Source organism: Azospirillum picis (assembly GCF_017876115.1).
GTDB lineage: Bacteria > Pseudomonadota > Alphaproteobacteria > Azospirillales > Azospirillaceae > Azospirillum > Azospirillum picis.
The window spans coordinates 38,995-58,782 of record NZ_JAGINO010000034.1; the positions used below are offsets into that span (position 1 = coordinate 38,995).

Sequence of the window (19,788 nt, forward strand, 5' to 3'; positions counted from 1 at the left end):
TCTCGCGCTAAAAGCACGGTTCGGCCAAAAGAGGGCCGCGCCGCGCACCCGGAGCCTTGACCGTATGCAGACCGCCAACGACATCCGTCGCACGTTCCTGGATTTCTTCGCCAAGCAGGGCCATCAGATCGTCGATTCGTCGCCGCTCGTGCCGCGCAACGACCCGACGCTGATGTTCACCAACGCCGGCATGGTCCAGTTCAAGAACGTCTTCACCGGTGCCGAGACGCGGCCCTACCGGCGCGCCACCACCTCGCAGAAATGCGTGCGCGCCGGCGGCAAGCACAACGACCTCGACAACGTCGGCTACACCGCGCGCCACCACACCTTCTTCGAGATGCTGGGGAACTTCTCCTTCGGCGACTATTTCAAGGACGACGCCATTGCGTTCGCCTGGAACCTGATCACCAAGGAATACGGCCTCCCGGCGGACAAGCTGCTGGTGACGGTCCACACCTCCGACGAGGAAGCGGCGGGCATCTGGCGCAAGGTCGCCGGCCTGTCGGACGACCGCATTATCCGCATCCCGACCGACGACAATTTCTGGCGCATGGGCGACACCGGCCCCTGCGGCCCCTGCTCGGAAATCTTCTACGATCACGGCCCGTCGATCGCCGGCGGCCCGCCGGGCAGCCCGGACGAGGACGGCGACCGCTTCATCGAGATCTGGAACCTCGTGTTCATGCAGTATGAACAGCGCGGTGCCGACGATCTGGTGCCGCTGCCCAAGCCCTCGATCGACACCGGCATGGGGCTGGAGCGCCTGTCGGCCGTCCTGCAGGGCAAGCACGACAACTACGACATCGACCTGATGCGGGCGTTGATCACCGCGTCGGCCGAGGCGACGAAGACCTCGCCGGACGGTGCGCATGCCGTCTCGCACCGCGTCATCGCCGATCACCTGCGCTCGACCTCCTTCCTGATCGCCGACGGCGTGCTGCCGTCGAACGAGGGCCGCGGCTATGTCCTGCGCCGCATCATGCGCCGCGCCATGCGCCACGCCCACATGATCGGCGCGCGCGAGCCGCTGATGCACCGCCTGGTTCCGGCGCTGATCCAGCAGATGGGCGACGCCTATCCCGAGCTGAGCCGCGCCCGCGCCCTGATCGTCGAGACGCTGAAGCTGGAGGAAACCCGCTTCAAGCAGACGCTGGAGCGCGGACTGCGCCTGCTGGAGGACGAGGTCGGCCGCCTCGGCGATGGCCAGCCGCTGGCCGGCGATGTCGCCTTCAAGCTCTACGACACCTACGGCTTCCCGCTCGACCTGACGCAGGACGTGCTGCGCGGGCAGGGGCGGGGCGTCGACGAGGACGCCTTCAAGGCCGCCATGGACGAGCAGCGCCGCAAGGCGCGCGAATCCTGGGCCGGTTCGGGGGAGGTCGGCACCGAGAAGCTGTGGTTCGAGATCAAGGACGATCTGGGCGCCACCGAGTTCCTGGGCTATGACGCCGAAATGGCGGAAGGCAAGGTGACCGCCATCGTCAAGGGCGACGCCCGCGTCGACAGCGCCGCAGCCGGCGACCAGGTGATGGTCGTCGTCAACCAGACTCCCTTCTATGGCGAGTCGGGCGGCCAGGTCGGCGATGCCGGCGTGATCTTCTCCGCCGGCGGGGCCGAGGTCGCGGTTTCCGACACGCTGAAGAAGCTGGGTGCGGTCTGGGCCCATGTCGGCACCGTCACCAAGGGCACGCTCGCGGTCGGCGACGTGGTCGAGCTGCGCGTCGACGGCACGCGCCGTTCCTCCATCCGCGCCAACCATTCCGCCACCCACCTGCTGCACGAGGCGCTGCGCCATCGCCTGGGCGACCACGTCACCCAGAAGGGGTCGCTGGTGGCACCGGAGCGCCTGCGCTTCGACATCAGCCAGCCGACCCCGCTCAGCGCCCAGGACATCGCCGCCGTCGAGGACGAGGTGAACCGCCGCGTGCTCGGCAACAGCGAGGTCATCACCCGCCTGATGTCTCCGGACGAGGCCCGCGCCCAGGGCGCCATGGCGCTGTTCGGCGAGAAGTATGGTGACGAGGTGCGGGTGGTCTCGATGGGTGGGCCGCATGGCGAGCTCGACCGCGACTACTCGATCGAGCTGTGCGGCGGCACCCATGTCCGCCGCACCGGCGACATCGGCGTGTTCAAGATCGTCTCCGAAGGCGCGGTCGCCGCCGGCATCCGCCGCATCGAGGCGCTGACCGGCACCGGCGCCAAGGCGTGGCTGTCCGAGCGCGACCATCTGCTGACCGAGGCGGCCGGCGTCCTGAAGGTCAAGCCCGACGAGGTCCCGGCCCGCGTCGCCGCGCTCGTCGAGGAGCGCCGCAAGATGGAACGCGAACTCGCCGAACTTCGCCGGCAGGTCGCCCTTAGTGGAGCGATGGGGGGCGGCGGTGCCAAGGCGGACGGCGGCGGCGAGGCCAAGGACGTTGCGGGCGTCAAGGTCGCCGCGCGCGTCGTCGACGGCCTGCCGGCCAAGGACCTGAAGCCGATGGCCGACGAGCTGAAGAAGCAGATCGGCTCCGGCGTGGTCGTGCTGATCGCCGCCAACGACGGCAAGGCCTCCATCGTGATCGGCGTCACCGACGACCTGACCGGCTCGCTCAGTGCCGTCGATCTGGTCCGCGTCGGCGCCGAGGCGCTGGGCGGCAAGGGCGGCGGCGGCCGGCCGGACATGGCCCAGGCTGGTGGCCCCGACGCCACGCTGGCCCCGGCCGCGGTCGAGGCGATCGAGAAGGCGATTGCGGCCAGGAAGGCCTCCTGATCGCCGGGTGGGCCGGCGCTTGCCGTTTGCCATCCGGCGGCGACTCCAGGGTGATCGTCCATGGCAAATGCGCTCCCATCAAGGATAGGCATCCTTTCCGCCTTCGCGCATAGGGGCTGAGTTTACCCCCACCCCAACCCTCCCCCGCTGGGCGGGGGAGGGGGTAAGCGCTTGTTCGGAACGGGGGCGGCAATCCCTCCCCTGCCCAGTGGGGGAGGATAGGTGGGGGTAAACTCAGGCCCTATGCGCGTTTGCAGATAGGATTATAATCCTCTACTGGATACTTTTATCTAAACCGCGATCACCCCGGCTGCGACTCCGTCACCCATGGTCCCAAGACGGCCGCTGTGCTGGAATCGTCCTTCCTGGGTTCAAGCGGCCTGCCGTTGCCGCCGGTGAAGGCCGTTGCATGTTCCGTCATTCGCTGGCCCGTCTCGTCCTGGCGCTGCAATGGACCGCGATCCTGGCGGTCGTGGCGCTCACCTTCCTGCTCGCCGGGCGGGAGTGGCTCGCCTATGTCGCCGCTGACCGGATCGTCGCCCTGACGGGGGTCGACCGCGTGCTGTTCACCGCCTCCGCCGGCATCAGGTTCGAGCTCGGGGTGGCCGGTGTGGCGGTGCTGACCGAGGATGATCCCGCGGCGGCGATCGCCGAGTCCCACCGTCAGGTCGACGGCTATTATGGCGAAGCCGCCTTCTCGATCGCCGAAACCGATTTCGAGGGACGGGACGCGCTGCTGGCGTCGATCCGCGACGCCCATGGCCTGCTGGCCGCCCGCCGGCCCCTGCTCGATGCCGTGGCGGCACAGCCGCTGGCCGGACGCGACATGGCGGATGCCGAGCCTTGGCTGCTGGCGACCTACGCATTGGCCGAGCGTCTGGCGGAGGTGTCCGTCGCGGTGACGAACACGGTCCGCATGCTCGACCCGGCGGTCGTCGAGCTCGTCTATGTGCGGCAGTCCTCCTATCTGATCCGCGAGCGCTTCGGGCGCCCCTGTTCGGCCCTGCGCCCGGATGTCCAGCGCAACCAGCCGCTCGACCGCGTCCGGCTGGGCGAGTGGCGCGAGGGCATCGGCGCCTATCGCGCGCGCTGGGATGCGCTCGACGAACAGCTCGCCCGCCCCGGCGCCCCGGTGCAACTGGTCGAGGATGTCCGCAGGGGCCGCGCCGCCACGCGGGCCGCCCAGGACCGGATGGATGCCGTGATCTACGGCCTGGATGGCTCGGGCGTTCCGGCGATGGCCCCTGCCGAGTGGTCCCACCTGTGCACCGACGCCTATGCCCCGGTTCTGGCACTCGGCGAGCACGCCCTTGGGCTGGCGATCGAACATGCCGAGCGACGGCGGGCGGAGGCGCAGCGGATGGCGCTGCTAATGGCAGTGCTGTCCCTGGCCAGCCTGCTGCTGGGCGGCCTGTCGATCCACACCGTCCAGCGCCGGTTGTCGGCGCCGATGCGGCAGATGCAGGCAACCATCGACCGGCTGTCGCGGCAGGAGTTCGATGAGCCGGTTCCCGCCGCCGGCTATCCGGACGAGATGGGTGCGATCGCCGGCGCGCTGGAGGGTCTGCGGGTCGGAGCCCTCGCCTCGCGGGGCCTTCAGCGCCAGCTCGACGAGGCGCGCCGCCAGGAGGTCGCGCGCGCCAACGAGGCGAACAGGGCCAAGACCGCCTTCCTCGCCACCATGAGCCACGAGGTCCGTACGCCGCTGAACGGCATCCTGGCGATGGGCCAGCTTCTCGGAGACAGCCCGCTGTCGCCGCAGCAGCGGCAATGGCTGGACGGAATCTTCCAGTCCGGCTCGCTCCTGCTGGCGGTCCTCAACGACGTGCTGGACTATGCCAAGATCGAGGCCGGGCGGATGGAGCTGGAATGCGCCGTCTTCAGTCCGCAGGCGCTGCTGCAGGCCATCGAGGCGAGCGTGGCGCCGCAGGCGCTGGCCAAGGGGCTGGAGTACCGCAGCACCGTCGCCCCCCTGCCTGCCCGGCTGCTCGGCGATCCCGCCAAGCTTGGCCAAGTCCTGCTCAATCTGGTCGGCAACGCCGTCAAGTTCACCGGCGAAGGCCGGGTCGTCGTGTCGGCCCGGACCCGGGAGGACGCGGCGCCCGGCCGGGCGCGCGTGGAATTCACGGTTTCCGACACCGGCATCGGCATTGCGCCGGAGGCGCTCGGCACCCTGTTCGACGCCTTCACCCAGAGCGACAGCTCGATCACGCGCCGCTTCGGCGGGACCGGCCTCGGCCTCGCCATCAGCCGGCGCATCGTCGAGGCGATGGGCGGCACCATCGCGGTCGAAAGCGCGCCGGGGCAGGGCAGCCGCTTCACCGTGGCGGTCGAGTTCGCCCTGGCCCCGTCGGCGGCGCCCGCGGTTCCCGTGGCGCCGGCCGCCATCGAGCCTGCGATGCCGGAGCTGTCGATCCTCCTGGCCGAGGACAATCCGGTGAACGCCGCTGCGGCGGTCGGCCTCCTGGAGCGGATGGGGCATCGCGTGACCCATGCCGCCGATGGCCTCGCCGCCGTCCGGCTGGCCGGCTGCCACGACTACGACGCGGTGCTGACCGATCTGGCGATGCCCGGCCTCGACGGGCTGGAACTCGCCCGGCGTATCCGCGGCCTGCCGCACGCCACCCGATCCCAGGTGCCGATCATCGCCGTCACCGCGACGGTCTCGGCCGAACGGATGCAGGACTGCTTTGCCGCGGGGATGACCGGCTTCGTTGGCAAGCCGTTCCATCGCGGTGAGCTCCGCCATGCCCTGGCCGTCGCCATCGGTGCCGACGAGGAGGACGCCCTACCGTCGGCGGCCCGTCCGCTGGTTCTCCGCCGCAGCAGCCTCCTGGCGGAACGGATGGCCGATCTCGGCCCCGACAGGGCGGGCCGCATCGTCGGGCTGTTCGTCGAGACGGCGCCGGAACTGATGCAGGAGATCAGGGCCGCGGCAGCCTCGCGCGACGCCGAAGCCTGCGGCGACGCGGCGCACCGGCTGAAGAGTGCCGCCGGGCTGGTCGGGCTGAGCCGTCTCGCCCGGATGGCCGTCCTGGTGGAGCAGGCGGCGGCGGAGTTGGCGGAGGAGGCCGAGGCGGCGGCCGAGACCCTCGACCGCCACGTCGCGTCCTTGGCTGGAGCAGTGCCGCGGGCGATCGTGGAGGTCGAGCGCGTCTGGCGCTCGATCCTCGCCGCTCAGCGCGCCGACGGGGTGAAGCGGTAGCCGATCCCGTGCTCGGTGACGATCAGTTGCGGATCGGCCGGATCGACCTCGATCTTGCGCCGCAAACGGGCGACCAGCACGTCGACCGTGCGGTCGTTCGGACCGACGTCGCGGTGGCTGACGGCGTCGAGCAGCACGTCGCGTGACAGCACCTGCCCCGGATGGCGCAGCAGCGCGGCCAGCAGGTCGAACTCGCCGCGGGTCAGCCTGACCTCCTCCCCGCGCGGCGAGGTCAGGCTGCGCTGGGTCAGGTCGACCGTCCAGCCGGCGAACTGGCGCTGCTGCCCGACGCGGCTGGAGTCCGAGCTGCGCCGCAGCACCGTCCGGACGCGGGCCAGAAGCTCACGCGGAGAGAAGGGCTTGGTGACGTAATCGTCGGCGCCGAGTTCCAGCCCGACCACCCTGTCGATCTCGTCGTCGCGCCCGGTGACGAAGATCACCGGGAGGTTGCTCTCGGCGCGCAGGTCGCGGATGAGGGACAGCCCATCTTGGTCGGGCAGGCGGATATCGAGCAGGACCAGGTCAACCTTTTCGCGCGCCAGCAGCAACCGCAGGCTCTTGGCATCACTCGCCGTACTGACGCGATAGCCTTCGCGCTCGAAATAGGAAGCGATGGAATCACGGGCCACCGGTTCGTCGTCTACAGCCACAAGATGATATTCACGAAACATAAGTTCCTCCGGAACGCGAACTGCGACATAACGCCCGGTTTACATCCCGTTTACATTACACCAGAACGCCGTTTACATCCACACTCTACCGTCACCCCCAAGGAAATCTCGACAGGTTTGTTTGTGGGAGAGTCGGTATGCTTGGGCGAATGGCGCGATTTCGGAACTGGCTGAAGAAGCCGGTCGGCATCGGAACGGTTGCCGCTGTGGCAGTTCTTTCCGCGGGTGGTGCGCTGGCTGCCTGGGGAACCTTCTCCGTTGTCATCGAGAAGACGAATTCCCTGGAGTTCTGCGTTTCCTGCCACTCTATGCAGGCGACGGTCTACCAGGAATACAAGAAGTCGCCGCACTTCTCGAACGCGTCGGGCGTCCGTGCCATCTGTTCGGACTGCCATGTGCCCAAGGAGTTCGGCCCGAAGATGGTGGCCAAGGCCATGGCGGTCAAAGACCTCTGGCACACCGCGCTGGGCACCATCGACACGCCCGAGAAGTTCGAGCAGAACCGGCTTCACCTGGCCAAGCAGGTCTGGGCCAAGATGGAGGCGACCGACTCCCGCGAATGCCGCTCCTGCCACAAGCAGGATGCCATGGACATCCACAAGCAGACGCCGAAGGCGAGCACGGTGATGGCCAAGGGGCTGGAGAGGGGTGAGACCTGCATCTCCTGCCACAAGGGCATCGCGCACAAGCTTCCCGACATGTCCAGCGGCTACCGCTCGCTGATCGCCGACATCAAGGCGGCGGCCGCCTCCTCCGGCGCCAGCGCCAAAACCCTCGCCGCCATCGAGACCACGCCTTTCTACGCCGAGCGGCCGAGCGGCGCGCCCGGCAAGGGCGACGGCAGCGTCTTCCCGCTGACCCATGTCCAGGTGCTGGATCGGGACGGCGACATGATGAAGGTCGAACTGTCCGGCTGGGTGCAGGAGGGCGTCAAGCGGCTGCTGGTCGCCGCCAAGGGCCGGCGCATCTTCGAGCTCAGCATGTCGGAAAAGCTGGCCGACACGGCGACGCTCGGCGCGGCCGAGCCCGACGAAGACACCGGCCTGTCCTGGCAGCAGGGCACGGTCACCGGCTGGGTCAAGGCGGCGGCCTTCACCGCCGACGAGGCCGCCCTGTCCGCCTACGGCGCGGAAATGGCCAGCGCGGCCTGCGGTGCCTGCCACAGCCAGCCCCAGCCCGGCCACTATCCGGCCAACCAGTGGATGGGGATCATCAAGGACATGAAGGACGGCACCGCCCTGAATGCCGAGGACGTCCGCTTTCTCCAGTCCTACTACCAGCTCCGGGCCAAGGACATGGTGAAGCACGGTAGCTGACCGCCGCGCCGGACACCCCCTCTCCCACGCGGTCCCTCCCGCCCCGTCCCTCCCGGTTTCGAGCAGATCATGGCCATCGTCGTCGCTTCGCCCCCCGTTTCCCAGACGTCTCCGGCGGCCGCCGGTTCCGCGGACCTTCCCGCCGCCTGTGCTGCCGCCTGTGCTGCCGCCCGGCTCGCCGACGCCGTCGGCATCTCCGCCGCCCTGTTCGGCGCTCCGCTCGAAGCAGGCGAGGTCGAAGCCCTCCGCCGGCCGGTCCGCCAAGGCGCTCTCGCTGCGATCTCCGCCGCCGGAGTGCCGGAGGCGGAGATCGAAGCCGCCATCGCCGCCCTGCGCGGCCTGGGCGAAGGCGAAGCGGCGGTGTCCGCCCTGAACAGCGCCTTCTGCCTGCTGTTCCTGGGGGCGGGCGGGCCGAGGGCCGCGGTGCCCTATGAATCCGCCTATCGGGGGAACGGCCGGCTGTTCCAGGAGCCGGCGGCGGAGATGGCGGCGCTGCTCGCGCGCTGGGGCCTCCACCCGGCTCCCGACTTCCCCGAGGCGCCCGACCACCTGACGATCGAGCTGGCGCTGCTGGAGGAGACCCTCCGGCGCGCCGCCGACGGCAGCGACCCTGCCGCGGCGGAGGCCGCTGCCGGCCTGTTCGCCCGCCTGCGCGGCTGGGTCCCCACCTTCGCGAGGGCCTGCCGCGCCAACGACCCCTCCGGCTTCTACGCCGCGGCGGCGGGTCTGCTCGACCGGCTGCTGCACCTGGATTTCGCCGTCAGCGACGGCGGCGCGTCGCACTGAGCGCCACAGATTTCACCGAAGGAACAGTCCCATGGATGCATCCACCACACTGTCGCGGCGGCGTTTCCTGACCGCCACCTCGTCCCTCTCGGCCCTGGCGCTGGCCGGGACCGTCCTGCCCGGCGGCATCGGCCGGGCACTGGCGGCGGACGGCGCCGCCGCCGCCGCGGGCGGTGCCGGCGAGATCCTCACCGGCTCGCACTGGGGCGCCTTCTACGCCAAGGTCGAGGGCGGACGTTTCGTCGGCCTGCGTCCGTGGGAGAAGGACTATCATCCCAACAAGGCGCTCGCCGGCGTGCAGGACGTCGTCTACTCCTCCAGCCGCATCCGCTACCCCATGGTGCGCCGCGCCTACCTGGAAAAGGGGCCGGCGGCCGAGCGTGACAGCCGCGGCGGCGGCGACTTCGTGCGGGTGAGCTGGGAGAAGGCGCTCGATCTGGTCGCCGGCGAGCTGAAGCGCCTGCAGGAGCAGGACGGCCCGTGGTCGGTCTATGCCGGCAGCTACGGCTGGCGCAGCTCCGGCGAGATCGGCAACCCGCAGATCATGCTGACCCGGCTGATGAACCTGACCGGCGGCGCCGTCTACAGCTCGAGCAACTATTCCAAGGCGGCGCTGGAAGGCATCATGCCCTACGTCGTCGGCTCGATCGACGCGGCGGGGCCGCAGACCACCTACCAGTCTGTGGTGGAGAACACCAAGCTGATCGTCTTCTGGGGCTCCGACCCCTTCAAGACCAACCAGATCGGCTTCGCGCTGCCCGACCACGAGGAATACAAGTGGTTCGAGGACATGAAGAAGGCCGGCATCAAGGCCATCTTCATCGACCCGATCAACCTGGACGCCTGCAAATACCTGGGCGCCGAATGGCTGGCGGTGCGGCCCGGCACCGACGTGGCGCTGGCGCTCGGCATCTGCCACGTCCTGCTGACCGAGAAGCTCTACGACGCCGACTTCATCGAGAACTGCACCTTCGGCTTCGACAAGTTCGCCGACTATCTGGCGGGCAAGGGCTGGGACAAGGTGGAGAAGACGCCGGAATGGGCGGCGGCGCTCACCGAGATTCCCGCCGACGTCATCCGCCGCCTCGCCCACCAGTTCGTCGAGCAGCGCACGATGCTGGTCAGCGGCTGGAGCTGCCAGCGCCAGCATCACGGCGAGCAATGGCCCTGGGCCTTCGTCACGCTCGCCGCGATGGTCGGGCAGGTCGGCCTTCCCGGCGGCGGCTTCTGCCAGAACTACCACCTCTACAGCCAGGGCTCGCCGTCCTCGGCGGCGCCGGCGCTGGCGCCCAGCATGTCCGGCGGCACCCGCAAGGAGAGGAAGCCCTGGCCGGCCGAGAAGGGCGCCAAGGTCATTCCGGTCGCCCGCATCGTCGACATGCTGGAGGGACCCGGCAAGCCCTACGAGCACAACGGCGCCAAGCACCTCTATCCCGACGTCAAGCTGACCTACTGGGTCGGCGGCAACCCCTTCCACCACCACCAGGACCGCAACCGCATGCGGCAGGCGTGGAAGAAGTTCGAGACGGTTATCGTCCAGGACTTCCAGTGGACGGCGTCCGCCCGCTTCGCCGACATCGTGCTGCCGGCGGCGACCACTGCCGAGCGCGACGACATCGAGATGATCGGCACCATCTCCAAGCGTGCCTATGTCGCGATGAAGAAGGTGATCGAGCCGGTCTTCGAGGCCAAGAGCGACTACGAGATCTTCAGCCTGCTCGCCGACCGTCTCGGCGTCGCCCGGGAGTTCACCGACGGCAAGAGCGAGATGGACATGATCCGCGACGTCTACGCCACGGCGAAGAAGACCGCGGACGCCAAGAAGTCGGTCGCGCTGCCGGAGTTCGACGAGTTCTGGCAGAAGGGCATCATCGAGTTCGAGATCCCGGAGAAGAACCGCCGCTGGGTCAAGTACGCGGACTTCCGCGAGGATCCGGTCATGAACATGCTGCCCACCGCCACCGGCAAGATCGAGATCTACTCCAAGGCGATCGAGAAGATGGGCTATGACGACTGCCCGCCCCACGCCTCCTGGCTGGAGCCGGCGGAATGGCTGGGCCAGAAGGAGAAGCCCTATCCGCTCCATCTCAACTCGAACCATCCCACCCACCGCATGCATTCGCAGCTCAACGGCACAAAGGTGCGGGAGATCTACGAGGTGGCCGGCCGCGAGCCCTGCATGATCAACAGCAAGGACGCCGAGGCGCGCGGCATCAAGAGCGGCGACGTGGTCCGGCTGTTCAACGGCCGCGGCCAGTGCCTGGCCGGCGCGGTGGTCAGCGACGACATCCGGCCGGGCGTCGTGCAGTTGCAGGAAGGGGCCTGGTACGACCCGGCGGACATCACCGACGCCAAGACCCTGTGCAAGCACGGCGACGCCAACGTCCTGACGCCGGACATCGGCACCTCGCGCCTGGCCCAGGCGACCTCGGCCCACACCTGTCTGGTCGACGTCGAGAAGTTCACCGGCGCGCTGCCGTCGGTGACGGTGTTCGACGCCCCCGCCGAGGCCTGACCGGCGCCTAGCGGTTCGGCCGTAGCCGCCGAGCCGCAGTCGTGCGGCGGGTCCGCCAGTGGCCCGCCGCACCAACCCCCAGCACCGAGGAGGTTTCCGTGCTGCGCAAGACCCTCGCTGCCCTTCTGTTCGGGCTGGCACTCGCCGCCACCCCTTCCGCCGGCCAATCCGCCTCGCCTCAATCCGGGCCGGTCCTGCCGGTGTTCGACCCGGAAAACCCGCCCCGGATCGATGCCGGTCCGCTGGCCCCGGGCGCCACCGCCTTCACCGAATCCCAGGCGCGCCGCTGGCTGATGCGTGCCGGCCTGTCGAACATCATGGATTTGACGCTGGGCGACGACGGCATCTGGCGCGGCCAGGCCGAACGCCAGGGCAACGTCTTTCCGGTCTCCCTCGACCGCAACGGCGACATCGCCACCCACTGACCACGCCGGCGGACCTGCCGATACAGCCTCGACGGTGCGACATGGCCGAATTCCAGGAAACCGGTGCCCCCACCGCGGCGACAGCCGCAGGAAACGGCGCGGCGACAGCCGCAGGAACCCGCGCGCCGGCCATGCCGCTGATCGACCCGTTCGGACGCCGGCTGTCCTACCTGCGCCTGTCGCTGACCGACCGCTGCAACCTCCGTTGCCGCTACTGCATGGTCGAGGAGATGGACTTCCTGCCCAGGGCGGACGTCCTGACCCTGGAGGAGATCGACCGGCTGGCTGGCCTCTTCATCCGGCTTGGCACCTCGCGCATCCGCCTGACCGGCGGCGAGCCGCTGGTGAGGGCGGGGGCGATGGAGCTCGTCCGCTCGCTTGGCCGTCATGTGAGGAGCGGAGCGCTCGAAGAGCTGACGCTGACCACCAATGGCACAATGCTGTACAAGCACGCCGCCGGCCTCCGCGAGGCGGGGGTGCGGCGGGTCAACGTCTCGCTCGACACCCTCGACCCGCACAAGTTCCGGGCGATCACCCGCTGGGGCAAGCTCGACAAGGTGCTGGGCGGCATCGACGCGGCGCGGGATGCCGGGCTGGTGGTCAAGATCAACATGGTGGCGCTGAAGGGCGTCAATGACGACGAGGTCCACCGCATGGTGGCCTGGTGCGGCGAGCAGGGCTTCGACCTCACCTTCATCGAGCTGATGCCGATGGGGGACACCGGGTTCGCGCCGCTCGACGGCCCCGATCCGCAGGACCGGTTCCTGCCGCTGGCCCGCCTGCGCACCGAGCTGGAGACGCGCTGGAACCTGGAGCCGTCCGGCCATCGCACCGGCGGCCCGGCCCGCTACATGCGGGTGAAGGAAACCGGCGGCCGCATCGGCTTCATCACCCCGCTGACGCACGGCTTCTGCGACGGCTGCACCCGTGTCCGCCTGACCTGCAGTGGTTCGCTCTGCCTCTGCCTGGGCCAGGAGGATGCGGTCGACCTGCGCACCCCGCTGCGCCGGGGCGACGACGACGGGCAGGTGATGGCGGTGGTGCGCGACGCCATCCGGCGCAAGCCGAAGGGGCACGGCTTCGCCCGACCGGGCGGCGCGGTCCGCCGCGCGATCAGCGTCACCGGCGGGTGAGGGATCGCCGATGTCCCGGATGGCCTTCCTCTGCGACACCGATCGCTGCATTGAGTGCAACGCCTGCACCGTCGCCTGCAAGGCCGAGCATGCGGTGCCCTGGGGCATCGCCCGTCGCCGCGTCGTCACGCTGAAGGACGGCAAGCCGGGAGAGCGCTCGATCTCGGTCGCCTGCATGCATTGCGATGATCCGCCCTGCCTGGGCATCTGCCCGGTCGGCAGCATCTACCGGGCTGCCGACGGCTTGGTGCTACACGACAAGGAGCGCTGCATCGGCTGCGGCTACTGCTTCCAGGCCTGCCCGTTCGGCGCACCGCGCTTCGAGCAGGCGGGCGCGTTCGGCGTTCGCGGCAAGATGGACAAATGCACCTTCTGCGCCGGCGGTCCGGCAAGCGGAAACGCGGAGGCGGACCGCCGGGCCTACGGCCGCAACCGGCTGGCGGAGGGCAAGCTGCCCCTGTGCGCCGAGTTCTGCGCGACCAAGGCGCTGCTGGCCGGCGAGGTCGGCGAGGTCCGCGCCATCTACCGCGAGCGTGCGGCCCGCCGTGGCCACGGCGCCGGCGCCTGGGGCTGGGACAAGGCGTACCCGGAGCATGCAGGGTGACTGGCCGGCTGACTGGCGGCTGACCGGCCGGCTGCCAACCCGGGGCTTGCCACCGGCCACGGAAATCACAAGACTGCTTGGCGAACGAATGAATGAGGAGTCGCCATGCGTTTCGCCGGAACCGACCGCTACGTCGCCACCGAGGACCTGATGGTGGCGGTCAACGCCGCGATCACGCTGGAGCGGCCGCTTCTGGTGAAAGGGGAGCCCGGGACCGGCAAGACGGTGCTGGCGGTGGAGATCGCCCGGGCGCTGAACAAGCCGTTGCTGTCCTGGCACGTCAAGTCGACGACCAAGGCACAGCAGGGGCTGTACGAGTATGATGCGGTCAGCCGCCTGCGCGACAGCCAGCTCGGCGATGCAAAGGTGCACGACATCGCCAACTACATCGTGCGCGGCAAGCTGTGGGAGGCCTTCGAGGCACCGGACGCGCCGGTGCTGCTGATCGACGAGATCGACAAGGCCGACATCGAGTTCCCCAACGACCTGCTGCTGGAACTCGACCGCATGGAGTTCCACGTCTATGAGACCAAGCAGACGGTGACGGCCGCCAAGCGCCCGATCGTCATCATCACCTCCAACAACGAGAAGGAGCTGCCGGACGCCTTCCTGCGCCGCTGCTTCTTCCACTACATCCGCTTTCCCGACCGCGAGACGATGGAGCGGATCGTGGATGTCCACTATCCCGGCCTGAAGGCCACCCTGCTGCGCGAGGCGCTGAACCTGTTCTACGAGCTGCGCGAGGTGCCGGGCCTGAAGAAGAAGCCGTCGACCTCGGAACTGCTGGACTGGATCAAGCTGCTGATGGTCGAGGACGTCGACCCCGAAACCTTGCGCGCCAAGGACGCCCGCTCCGTCATCCCGCCGCTCTGCGGCGCCCTGCTGAAGAACGAGCAGGACGTGCACATGCTGGAACGGCTGGCCTTCCTGGCGAAGCGGGGACGGTAAGGGCGGCTACCCCCTCCCCGACCCTCCTCCGCTCTCAGCGGACCTGTGGTCCGCCTGCCGCGTCAGCACAAAGCGGAGCTTTGTGCGAGAGCTGGGCGGGGGAGGGGGCAAGTGCTTGTTCGGAAAGGCAGCGGCAGTCCCTCCCCCGCCCAGCGGGGGAGGTTAGGAGGGGGGCACCGGCGGCGGCGCCATCACGCCTCGGCCACCGCCTCGTCCATCACCATCGCGGTCAGGCCGGCCGCCGCCTCCACCCGGACGCGGCTGCGCCCGCCGCCCAGCGGCACCACGCGGATCTGCGTGCCGATCCGCTCGACCATCGCCGGGACATGGCTGATCACGCCGACCTGCCGGCCGCTCGCCTGCAAGGCCTCCAGGCAGGACAGCGCCACGTCCAGGCTGTCGGGATCCAGGGTGCCGAAGCCCTCGTCGATGAACAGCGTGCCGATGCCGCCGGAGGTTCCCGCCGCCATCGCCGACAGGCCGAGCGCCAGGGCCAGGGAGACCAGGAAGAGTTCGCCGCCCGACAGGCTGTGCACGCCGCGCCGCTCGTCGCCCATCTCGCGGTCGACCACCTGGATTTCCAGGTCGGCTCCGGCCACCCGTTCCAGCCGGTAGCGCCGGGCCAGATCCTCCAGATGGCGGTTGGCGTGGGACAGCAGAAGATCCAGGCTCAGGCTCTGGGCGAAGTTGCGCATCTTCTGGCCGTTGGCCGAGCCTATGACCTGGGCCAGCCGGCTCCACAGCTCGCAACGCGCCTTCTGCGCCTCGATCGCCGCAGCCAGTCCGGCGAGGCGTTGCCGGTTGGCGTCGTCGGCCTCCAGCCGGCCGCGGGCCGAGCCCAGCCGGTCGCGCTCGCGCTCCAGGCGCTCCAATACCGCCTCTGCCGCCATCGCGGCGTCTTCGGCGCTCAGGTCGGGCCGGCCGGCCGCATGATGGTCGGCGCGCAGACGCCGCCGCTCGGCCACCAGCAGCGCAGCGTCGCCTCTCGCCCGCTCCAGTATGGCAAGTGCCCGCTCCTCCGCTGCGATTTCGCTCTCCGGCGTGGCGAGCAGCCGGCGGAGATCCTCGATCCCGACGCTTCGCTCCGCCGTCGCCTGATCCAGCCGCAGGCGCGCCGCCTCGACCTTGGCCGCGCAGCGATGCGCCGCTTCGCCGCGGGTTTCCCGGTCCCGCTCGGCCGCCGACAGCCGGCCGGTCGCGTCCTGCCGCATCATCGTCGCCTTCTCGACCAGCGCTTCCGCAGCCTGCCGCTCCTCGGCGAGCTGCTTGCGGACCGACATCACCGCCTGTCCGCCCAGCAAGGCCGCGCGCGCCGTCCGCGCCTCTTCCAGGCGTCCTCCAAGGTCGGCGGCCCTGCTGCGCATCTCCTCCTCCGCCCGTCCGGCGGCCATGAGCTCCGCTGCCTGGACGGCCCGCTCGCCGGTGGCCCGCTCCACCTCCCGCGCGGCCCGCGCCAGCCATTCGGCCTTGCCGCGGTGTTCCGTCACCCGGCGCGCCAGGGCCGCGCGGAAGCCGTCCGGATCCTCCTCGATGCGCTGGCGCCATCCGGCTTCGCCGGCCAAGGCATCCTCCAGTTCGGCGAGGGCGGCCTGCCGGCCGGCTTCGGCCCTCTCCGTCGCCGCATCCGCCAGCGCCAGCGCCTGTCGTCCCTCGGCCAGACGGCGGCGGGCCGCCTCGCCTTCCTCCGACAGGGCGGTGGCGGCGGCTTCCTCCCGCCGCAGCCCCTCAAGAGCGGCGTCGAGCCGTTTGCGGTGATCCAGGGCGCGATCCTCGTCCTCGGCAATCGCGCGCAGCCGGTCCTGCACCATGCCGATGGCACCGCGGATGCCGGCGACCCCGTCGGCGCCGCTGTCCCATCCCGTAACGGCCACCTGTTCGCTCCACCGCAGGGCGACGTCCTCGGCTTCACGGTCCAGCATGGCGAGGCGTCCCGCCAGAGCATCGGCACCCCTGCGGGCCGCCTGGAGGGCCGCTTCGTGCGTCGCCTGGCGGCTGACCAGCCGGGTGAGCTGGTCGCGCAGTTCGGCCAAACGGTGATCCTGGTCGCGCGCCACCCGCGCGAGCGGTGTCGACTCCTCTCCTGCCCAGGGATGCGCGTCGCTGCCGCAGACGGGGCAGGGCTCGTCCGCCACCAGCCGGCGCCGCAGGCCCGCCACGTCCTCGCGCTGGGCGACCAGCAGGCGCTGCAACGCGCGGTCGGCTTCCTCGACCGCGGCCCGCTGGGCCAGCAGCTCCGCGCCAAGGCCATGCAGCGCGGCCTCGGCCTCGATCTCGTCGGTCTGCAGACGGCTTCGTTCGGCCTCCGCCGCCTGACGATCGGTCGTCACGCGGTATCGCGCCTCGCCGGTGGCGAGCAGGGCCTGCAGCCCGTCGCGGCGCTGTTCGGCCCCGGCCCGCGCCGTCCGGGTGGCGTCGAGGTCGGGGACCGCCTCAGTCCGCAGCATGTCGACCTGCCGCCCGGCTGCGGCGCAGCGGTCGCGGGCTGCCGCGAGCCGCGTCTCCAGTCCCTCGCAGGCGCTGGTGCCGGCCTCGACGTCGCGCTCCCGGCGGCTCCTGTCGCCGCGGGCTGCCTCGCGCTCCGCCATGGCGTTGCCGTGGCGGGCCAGCGCGCCGTCCCAGCGGTCCCATTGGGTTGCCACGGCGGCGAAGGAGCCCTGCCGCGCCAGCCATGCCTCCAGCCGGGCCGCGTCGGCCTTCGCCGCCGACAGGGCGATGTCGGTGTCCTCGATCGCCCGCCGCAGTGTGGCGCTTCGCCGGGAGGCCATGGTGACGGCCTTGTCGGTATCGGCCCGCTCGCCGGCCAGCGCGGCGATGCGGCCGTCGAGGTCCGCCGCGCGGTCCAGGTCGGGTGTTGCGCGCTCCTGTGCCGTGCAGGCCGCTTCGAAGCGGCGCCGTGCCATGCCGTGCCGGGCGGTCGCGTCCTCCACGGCCCGCCGGGCCGTGTCCAGCATGGCGTCGGCACGGGCGACCGCGTCCACCGCCTCCGCCGCTTCCGCGGACGCACGGTCGGCGTCGGCGAGCAACGGCCGCAGCGGCTGCAAGGCGCGCAGGCGGACGGCGGCGGCTCGCCGGGGTTCGGCGTCATGCCAATCCCGGTCGGCCACCTCGGCGTTGGCCGCGGCCCGGGCTTCCGCCGCGGCGAGCTGCGCGTCGCGTTCGTGCCAGGCCAGCGCCGCACGGGCCTGCATCAATGTCTGCTCGCCGTGCCGCACCGCGTCGGCCGCGTCGGCGGCGTCCTGTTGCAGGGCTGTCCGGTCCTCGTCGCCCAGTACCCCGATGCCGCCACCCTGGGCCTCCAGCCGATCGAGGTCCTGGCGTTCCGCTCCGGCACGCTCATGGGAGGCGATGGAAAGGCGCGAATAGATCTCGGTCCCGGTGAGCAATTCCAGCAGGGCCGAGCGGTCGCGGGCCGGAGCCTTCAGGAAGGTGGCGAAATCACCCTGGGCCAGCAGCACCGCCCGGCGGAACTGCTCGAAGCTCAGCCCGAGCCGCTTCTCGATTTCCTCCAGGACGCTCTTCTTGCCGTCGCCGAACCGCTTCTCGCCGTCCAGGCTCGCCAGCGACACGCTCTGCTGCTGCAGGGCACCCTGCGCCTTCTGCCGCGCCCGCCGCACCTCCCAGCGGGCACGGTAGCCATGGCCATCGACGCCGACGAAATCGACCTCGGCCCACCCATGGCCGGCGCCACGGCGAAGAATGGTGCGGACGTCGGTGGTGCGGATGCTGTTGGGATCGCCGTCCGGCCCCAGCATCTCGCCCCGTCCTTCCGGCAGCCGGGGCATGCGGTCGAACAGGGCGAGGCACAGGGCGTCGAGGATGGTGCTCTTGCCGGCGCCGGTCGGGCCGGTGATGGCGAACAGTCCGGCACGACGCAGGGGGGCGGCGTCGAACTCGATGGCGAACGGGCCGTCGAGGCTGGTCAGGTTGGCGCCGCGAACCGCGAGAATCCGCATCACATCGTCTCCTGAACGCCGGTCAGCAGTTCGTTGAAGGCCGCCAGAAGCTCCGGACCGGGATCGCCCTCGTGATTGCGGCGGTAGAGGCGGCGGAACACCTCTTCGGGATCCAGCGATGCCAGGTCGGCAGGCGGCGCGCTGTCGGCCAGCGTCTCACCGCTGCCGGTCAGCCTTACACCGAGCTTCAGCAGCCGGACCGGGCGGCCGGACAACACCGCCTCGACCTCGTCGCGCAGGGACGGGCGCGGTTCGGGAAGGGAGACCGTCACCTCCAGGAAAGGCCAGGTATCCCGAGGCAGCGACTGGTCGAGGTCCAAGCGCTTCAGCCGTTCCAGCGCCGCGTCCGGGCTGGCTTCGGCGATCCGGTGGATGACGACGTGGCGGGGAACCCGAAGCGTGTCCCGGCCGACCAGCCTGCCCTCCGCGAACTCGGTCAGCACCACCTGATGGGCGTAGGAATCCTCGTCCAGCGCCAACGGTATCGGGGAGCCGCTGTAACGCACCGAGTCCCGGCCGCCGACCGCCTGTGCCCGGTGAAGGTGGCCGAGCGCAACATAGGCGGCATCCTCGGGAAAGATGTCGACGGGCAGGGCGTGCAGGTTGCCGCCGAGGATCTTGCGCTCGCTCAGCTCGGACAGGGCGCCGCCATGCATATAGCAATGGCCGGTGAGGATCAGCGCCTCGCCGGGGCGGCAACGGTCACGGCCGCCGCTCCAGGCGTGACGGTAGAGCCGGCGCACCCCCTCGATCAGCGGGTCCCCGTCATCCTCCTCCACCGTCGGCAGGTCGGACGGTCGCAGGTAGGGCATTGCGACGCAGCGCGCGGCGATCCTGCCGTCGGCGCCGTGCAGCGGCACCACCAGCGGTGCCGGGTCGAACCCGCCAGCCGTCGAGGCGGGCAGCGTGCCGACCACGCGCACGCCCATCTCGGTCATCAATGGCGACGGCGCCTCCAGCCGGCTGGCGCTGTCGTGGTTGCCGGCGACGACCACGATGTCGAGCCGCGGGTGGAGCGTCTTCGCCCGAGCCAGGAAACGGTAGAACAAGGCCAATGCCGGGATCGGCGGATTCTGTCCGTCGAACACGTCGCCGGCGATCACCAGGGCATCGACCCGGTGCTCGCCGATCCGTTCCAGCAGCCAGTCGAGGAAGCGCTCATGCTCGGCATCGCGTGGAATGCCGTGGAGCGTCTGGCCGAGATGCCAGTCGGCGGTATGCAGGAGGCGGAAGCTGGGCATTGTCCTGGGGCTCGCAAGGGGCTCGCAACGAAACGACGGGCCACTCTACGAAGTCCGCCATCGCCGTCCGGCCGGAAAAAGTGACGGGTTGATGAAAAAAGCGCTTGCGTGAGGGCGGAGGCTGCGCATATAAACCGCTCCACCGACGGCGGGGCGCTGAACGAAGCGCGGCGCCGGCGGAGAAAACGGAAGCGATAACAGCAGGTTAGCGGTTACGGCTTCCGGGATCGACAGAAATTCCT

Annotated in this window: 12 protein-coding genes; 9 read left to right on the forward strand and 3 right to left on the reverse strand. The window is 70.2% G+C overall.

Annotated features, from left to right (window positions below; translation table 11 throughout):
• Positions 1-64: 64 nt before the first annotated feature.
• Complete coding sequence (alaS, locus tag J2850_RS29325) at positions 65-2,749, forward strand: alanine--tRNA ligase (RefSeq protein ID WP_209990454.1); 2,685 nt, start codon at positions 65-67, stop codon at positions 2,747-2,749.
• A gap of 409 nt (positions 2,750-3,158) precedes the next feature.
• Positions 3,159-5,954 carry an ATP-binding protein gene (locus J2850_RS29330; protein ID WP_209990457.1) on the forward strand — a complete coding sequence of 932 codons (2,796 nt, stop codon included), beginning with the start codon at positions 3,159-3,161 and terminating at the stop codon, positions 5,952-5,954.
• Here the strand turns inward: J2850_RS29330 and J2850_RS29335 are convergent.
• A complete protein-coding gene (locus J2850_RS29335) occupies positions 5,927-6,625 on the reverse strand; it encodes a response regulator (RefSeq protein ID WP_209990460.1) in 699 nt (232 codons plus the stop codon). The two genes, J2850_RS29330 and J2850_RS29335, sit on opposite strands and share 28 nt — an antisense overlap.
• A 206-nt stretch (positions 6,626-6,831) precedes the next feature.
• On the opposite strand from J2850_RS29335, the gene J2850_RS29340 reads away from it, so the two are divergent.
• From J2850_RS29340 to J2850_RS29370, 7 genes are all read left to right on the forward strand, one after another.
• Positions 6,832-7,941 (forward strand): NapC/NirT family cytochrome c, encoded by a 1,110-nt coding sequence (locus tag J2850_RS29340; RefSeq protein ID WP_307354584.1) that lies wholly within the window; start codon positions 6,832-6,834, stop codon positions 7,939-7,941.
• 69 nt (positions 7,942-8,010) lie between these two features.
• Positions 8,011-8,727 (forward strand): TorD/DmsD family molecular chaperone, encoded by a 717-nt coding sequence (locus J2850_RS29345; RefSeq protein WP_209990466.1) that lies wholly within the window; start codon positions 8,011-8,013, stop codon positions 8,725-8,727.
• Between the two features lie 31 nt (positions 8,728-8,758).
• Positions 8,759-11,242 carry a trimethylamine-N-oxide reductase TorA gene (gene torA, locus J2850_RS29350; RefSeq protein ID WP_209990469.1) on the forward strand — a complete coding sequence of 828 codons (2,484 nt, stop codon included), beginning with the start codon at positions 8,759-8,761 and terminating at the stop codon, positions 11,240-11,242.
• Positions 11,243-11,340: 98 nt separating this feature from the next.
• Complete coding sequence (locus J2850_RS29355) at positions 11,341-11,667, forward strand: hypothetical protein (protein ID WP_209990472.1); 327 nt, start codon at positions 11,341-11,343, stop codon at positions 11,665-11,667.
• A 131-nt stretch (positions 11,668-11,798) separates the two neighbouring features.
• A complete protein-coding gene (gene moaA, locus J2850_RS29360) occupies positions 11,799-12,800 on the forward strand; it encodes a GTP 3',8-cyclase MoaA (RefSeq protein WP_209990506.1) in 1,002 nt (333 codons plus the stop codon).
• A 10-nt stretch (positions 12,801-12,810) separates the two neighbouring features.
• Positions 12,811-13,404 (forward strand): formate dehydrogenase FDH3 subunit beta, encoded by a 594-nt coding sequence (gene fdh3B / locus J2850_RS29365; protein ID WP_209990475.1) that lies wholly within the window; start codon positions 12,811-12,813, stop codon positions 13,402-13,404.
• Positions 13,405-13,509: 105 nt separating this feature from the next.
• Positions 13,510-14,352 carry an AAA family ATPase gene (locus J2850_RS29370; RefSeq protein ID WP_209990478.1) on the forward strand — a complete coding sequence of 281 codons (843 nt, stop codon included), beginning with the start codon at positions 13,510-13,512 and terminating at the stop codon, positions 14,350-14,352.
• Positions 14,353-14,543: 191 nt separating this feature from the next.
• Here the strand turns inward: J2850_RS29370 and J2850_RS29375 are convergent, their stop codons facing one another.
• Both J2850_RS29375 and J2850_RS29380 read right to left on the reverse strand, forming a co-directional pair.
• A complete protein-coding gene (locus J2850_RS29375) occupies positions 14,544-18,305 on the reverse strand; it encodes an AAA family ATPase (RefSeq protein ID WP_209990481.1) in 3,762 nt (1,253 codons plus the stop codon).
• Positions 18,305-19,546, reverse strand: coding sequence for an exonuclease SbcCD subunit D C-terminal domain-containing protein (locus J2850_RS29380; RefSeq protein ID WP_209990485.1), 1,242 nt, complete (start codon positions 19,544-19,546; stop codon positions 18,305-18,307). Before J2850_RS29380 ends, J2850_RS29375 begins: the two co-directional genes overlap by 1 nt.
• Positions 19,547-19,788 lie beyond the last annotated feature (242 nt).

Excerpts from the sequence above, each read along its gene's own strand:
- alaS (WP_209990454.1), top strand. The coding sequence starts at position 65 with ATGCAGACCGCCAACGACATCCGTCGCACGTTCCTGGATTTCTTCGCC.
- J2850_RS29330 (WP_209990457.1), top strand. The coding sequence starts at position 3,159 with ATGTTCCGTCATTCGCTGGCCCGTCTCGTCCTGGCGCTGCAATGGACC.
- J2850_RS29335 (WP_209990460.1), bottom strand. The coding sequence starts at position 6,625 with ATGTTTCGTGAATATCATCTTGTGGCTGTAGACGACGAACCGGTGGCC.
- J2850_RS29345 (WP_209990466.1), top strand. The coding sequence starts at position 8,011 with ATGGCCATCGTCGTCGCTTCGCCCCCCGTTTCCCAGACGTCTCCGGCG.
- torA (WP_209990469.1), top strand. The coding sequence starts at position 8,759 with ATGGATGCATCCACCACACTGTCGCGGCGGCGTTTCCTGACCGCCACC.
- moaA (WP_209990506.1), top strand. The coding sequence starts at position 11,799 with ATGCCGCTGATCGACCCGTTCGGACGCCGGCTGTCCTACCTGCGCCTG.
- fdh3B (WP_209990475.1), top strand. The coding sequence starts at position 12,811 with ATGTCCCGGATGGCCTTCCTCTGCGACACCGATCGCTGCATTGAGTGC.
- J2850_RS29370 (WP_209990478.1), top strand. The coding sequence starts at position 13,510 with ATGCGTTTCGCCGGAACCGACCGCTACGTCGCCACCGAGGACCTGATG.
- J2850_RS29375 (WP_209990481.1), bottom strand. The coding sequence starts at position 18,305 with ATGCGGATTCTCGCGGTTCGCGGCGCCAACCTGACCAGCCTCGACGGC.
- J2850_RS29380 (WP_209990485.1), bottom strand. The coding sequence starts at position 19,546 with ATGCCCAGCTTCCGCCTCCTGCATACCGCCGACTGGCATCTCGGCCAG.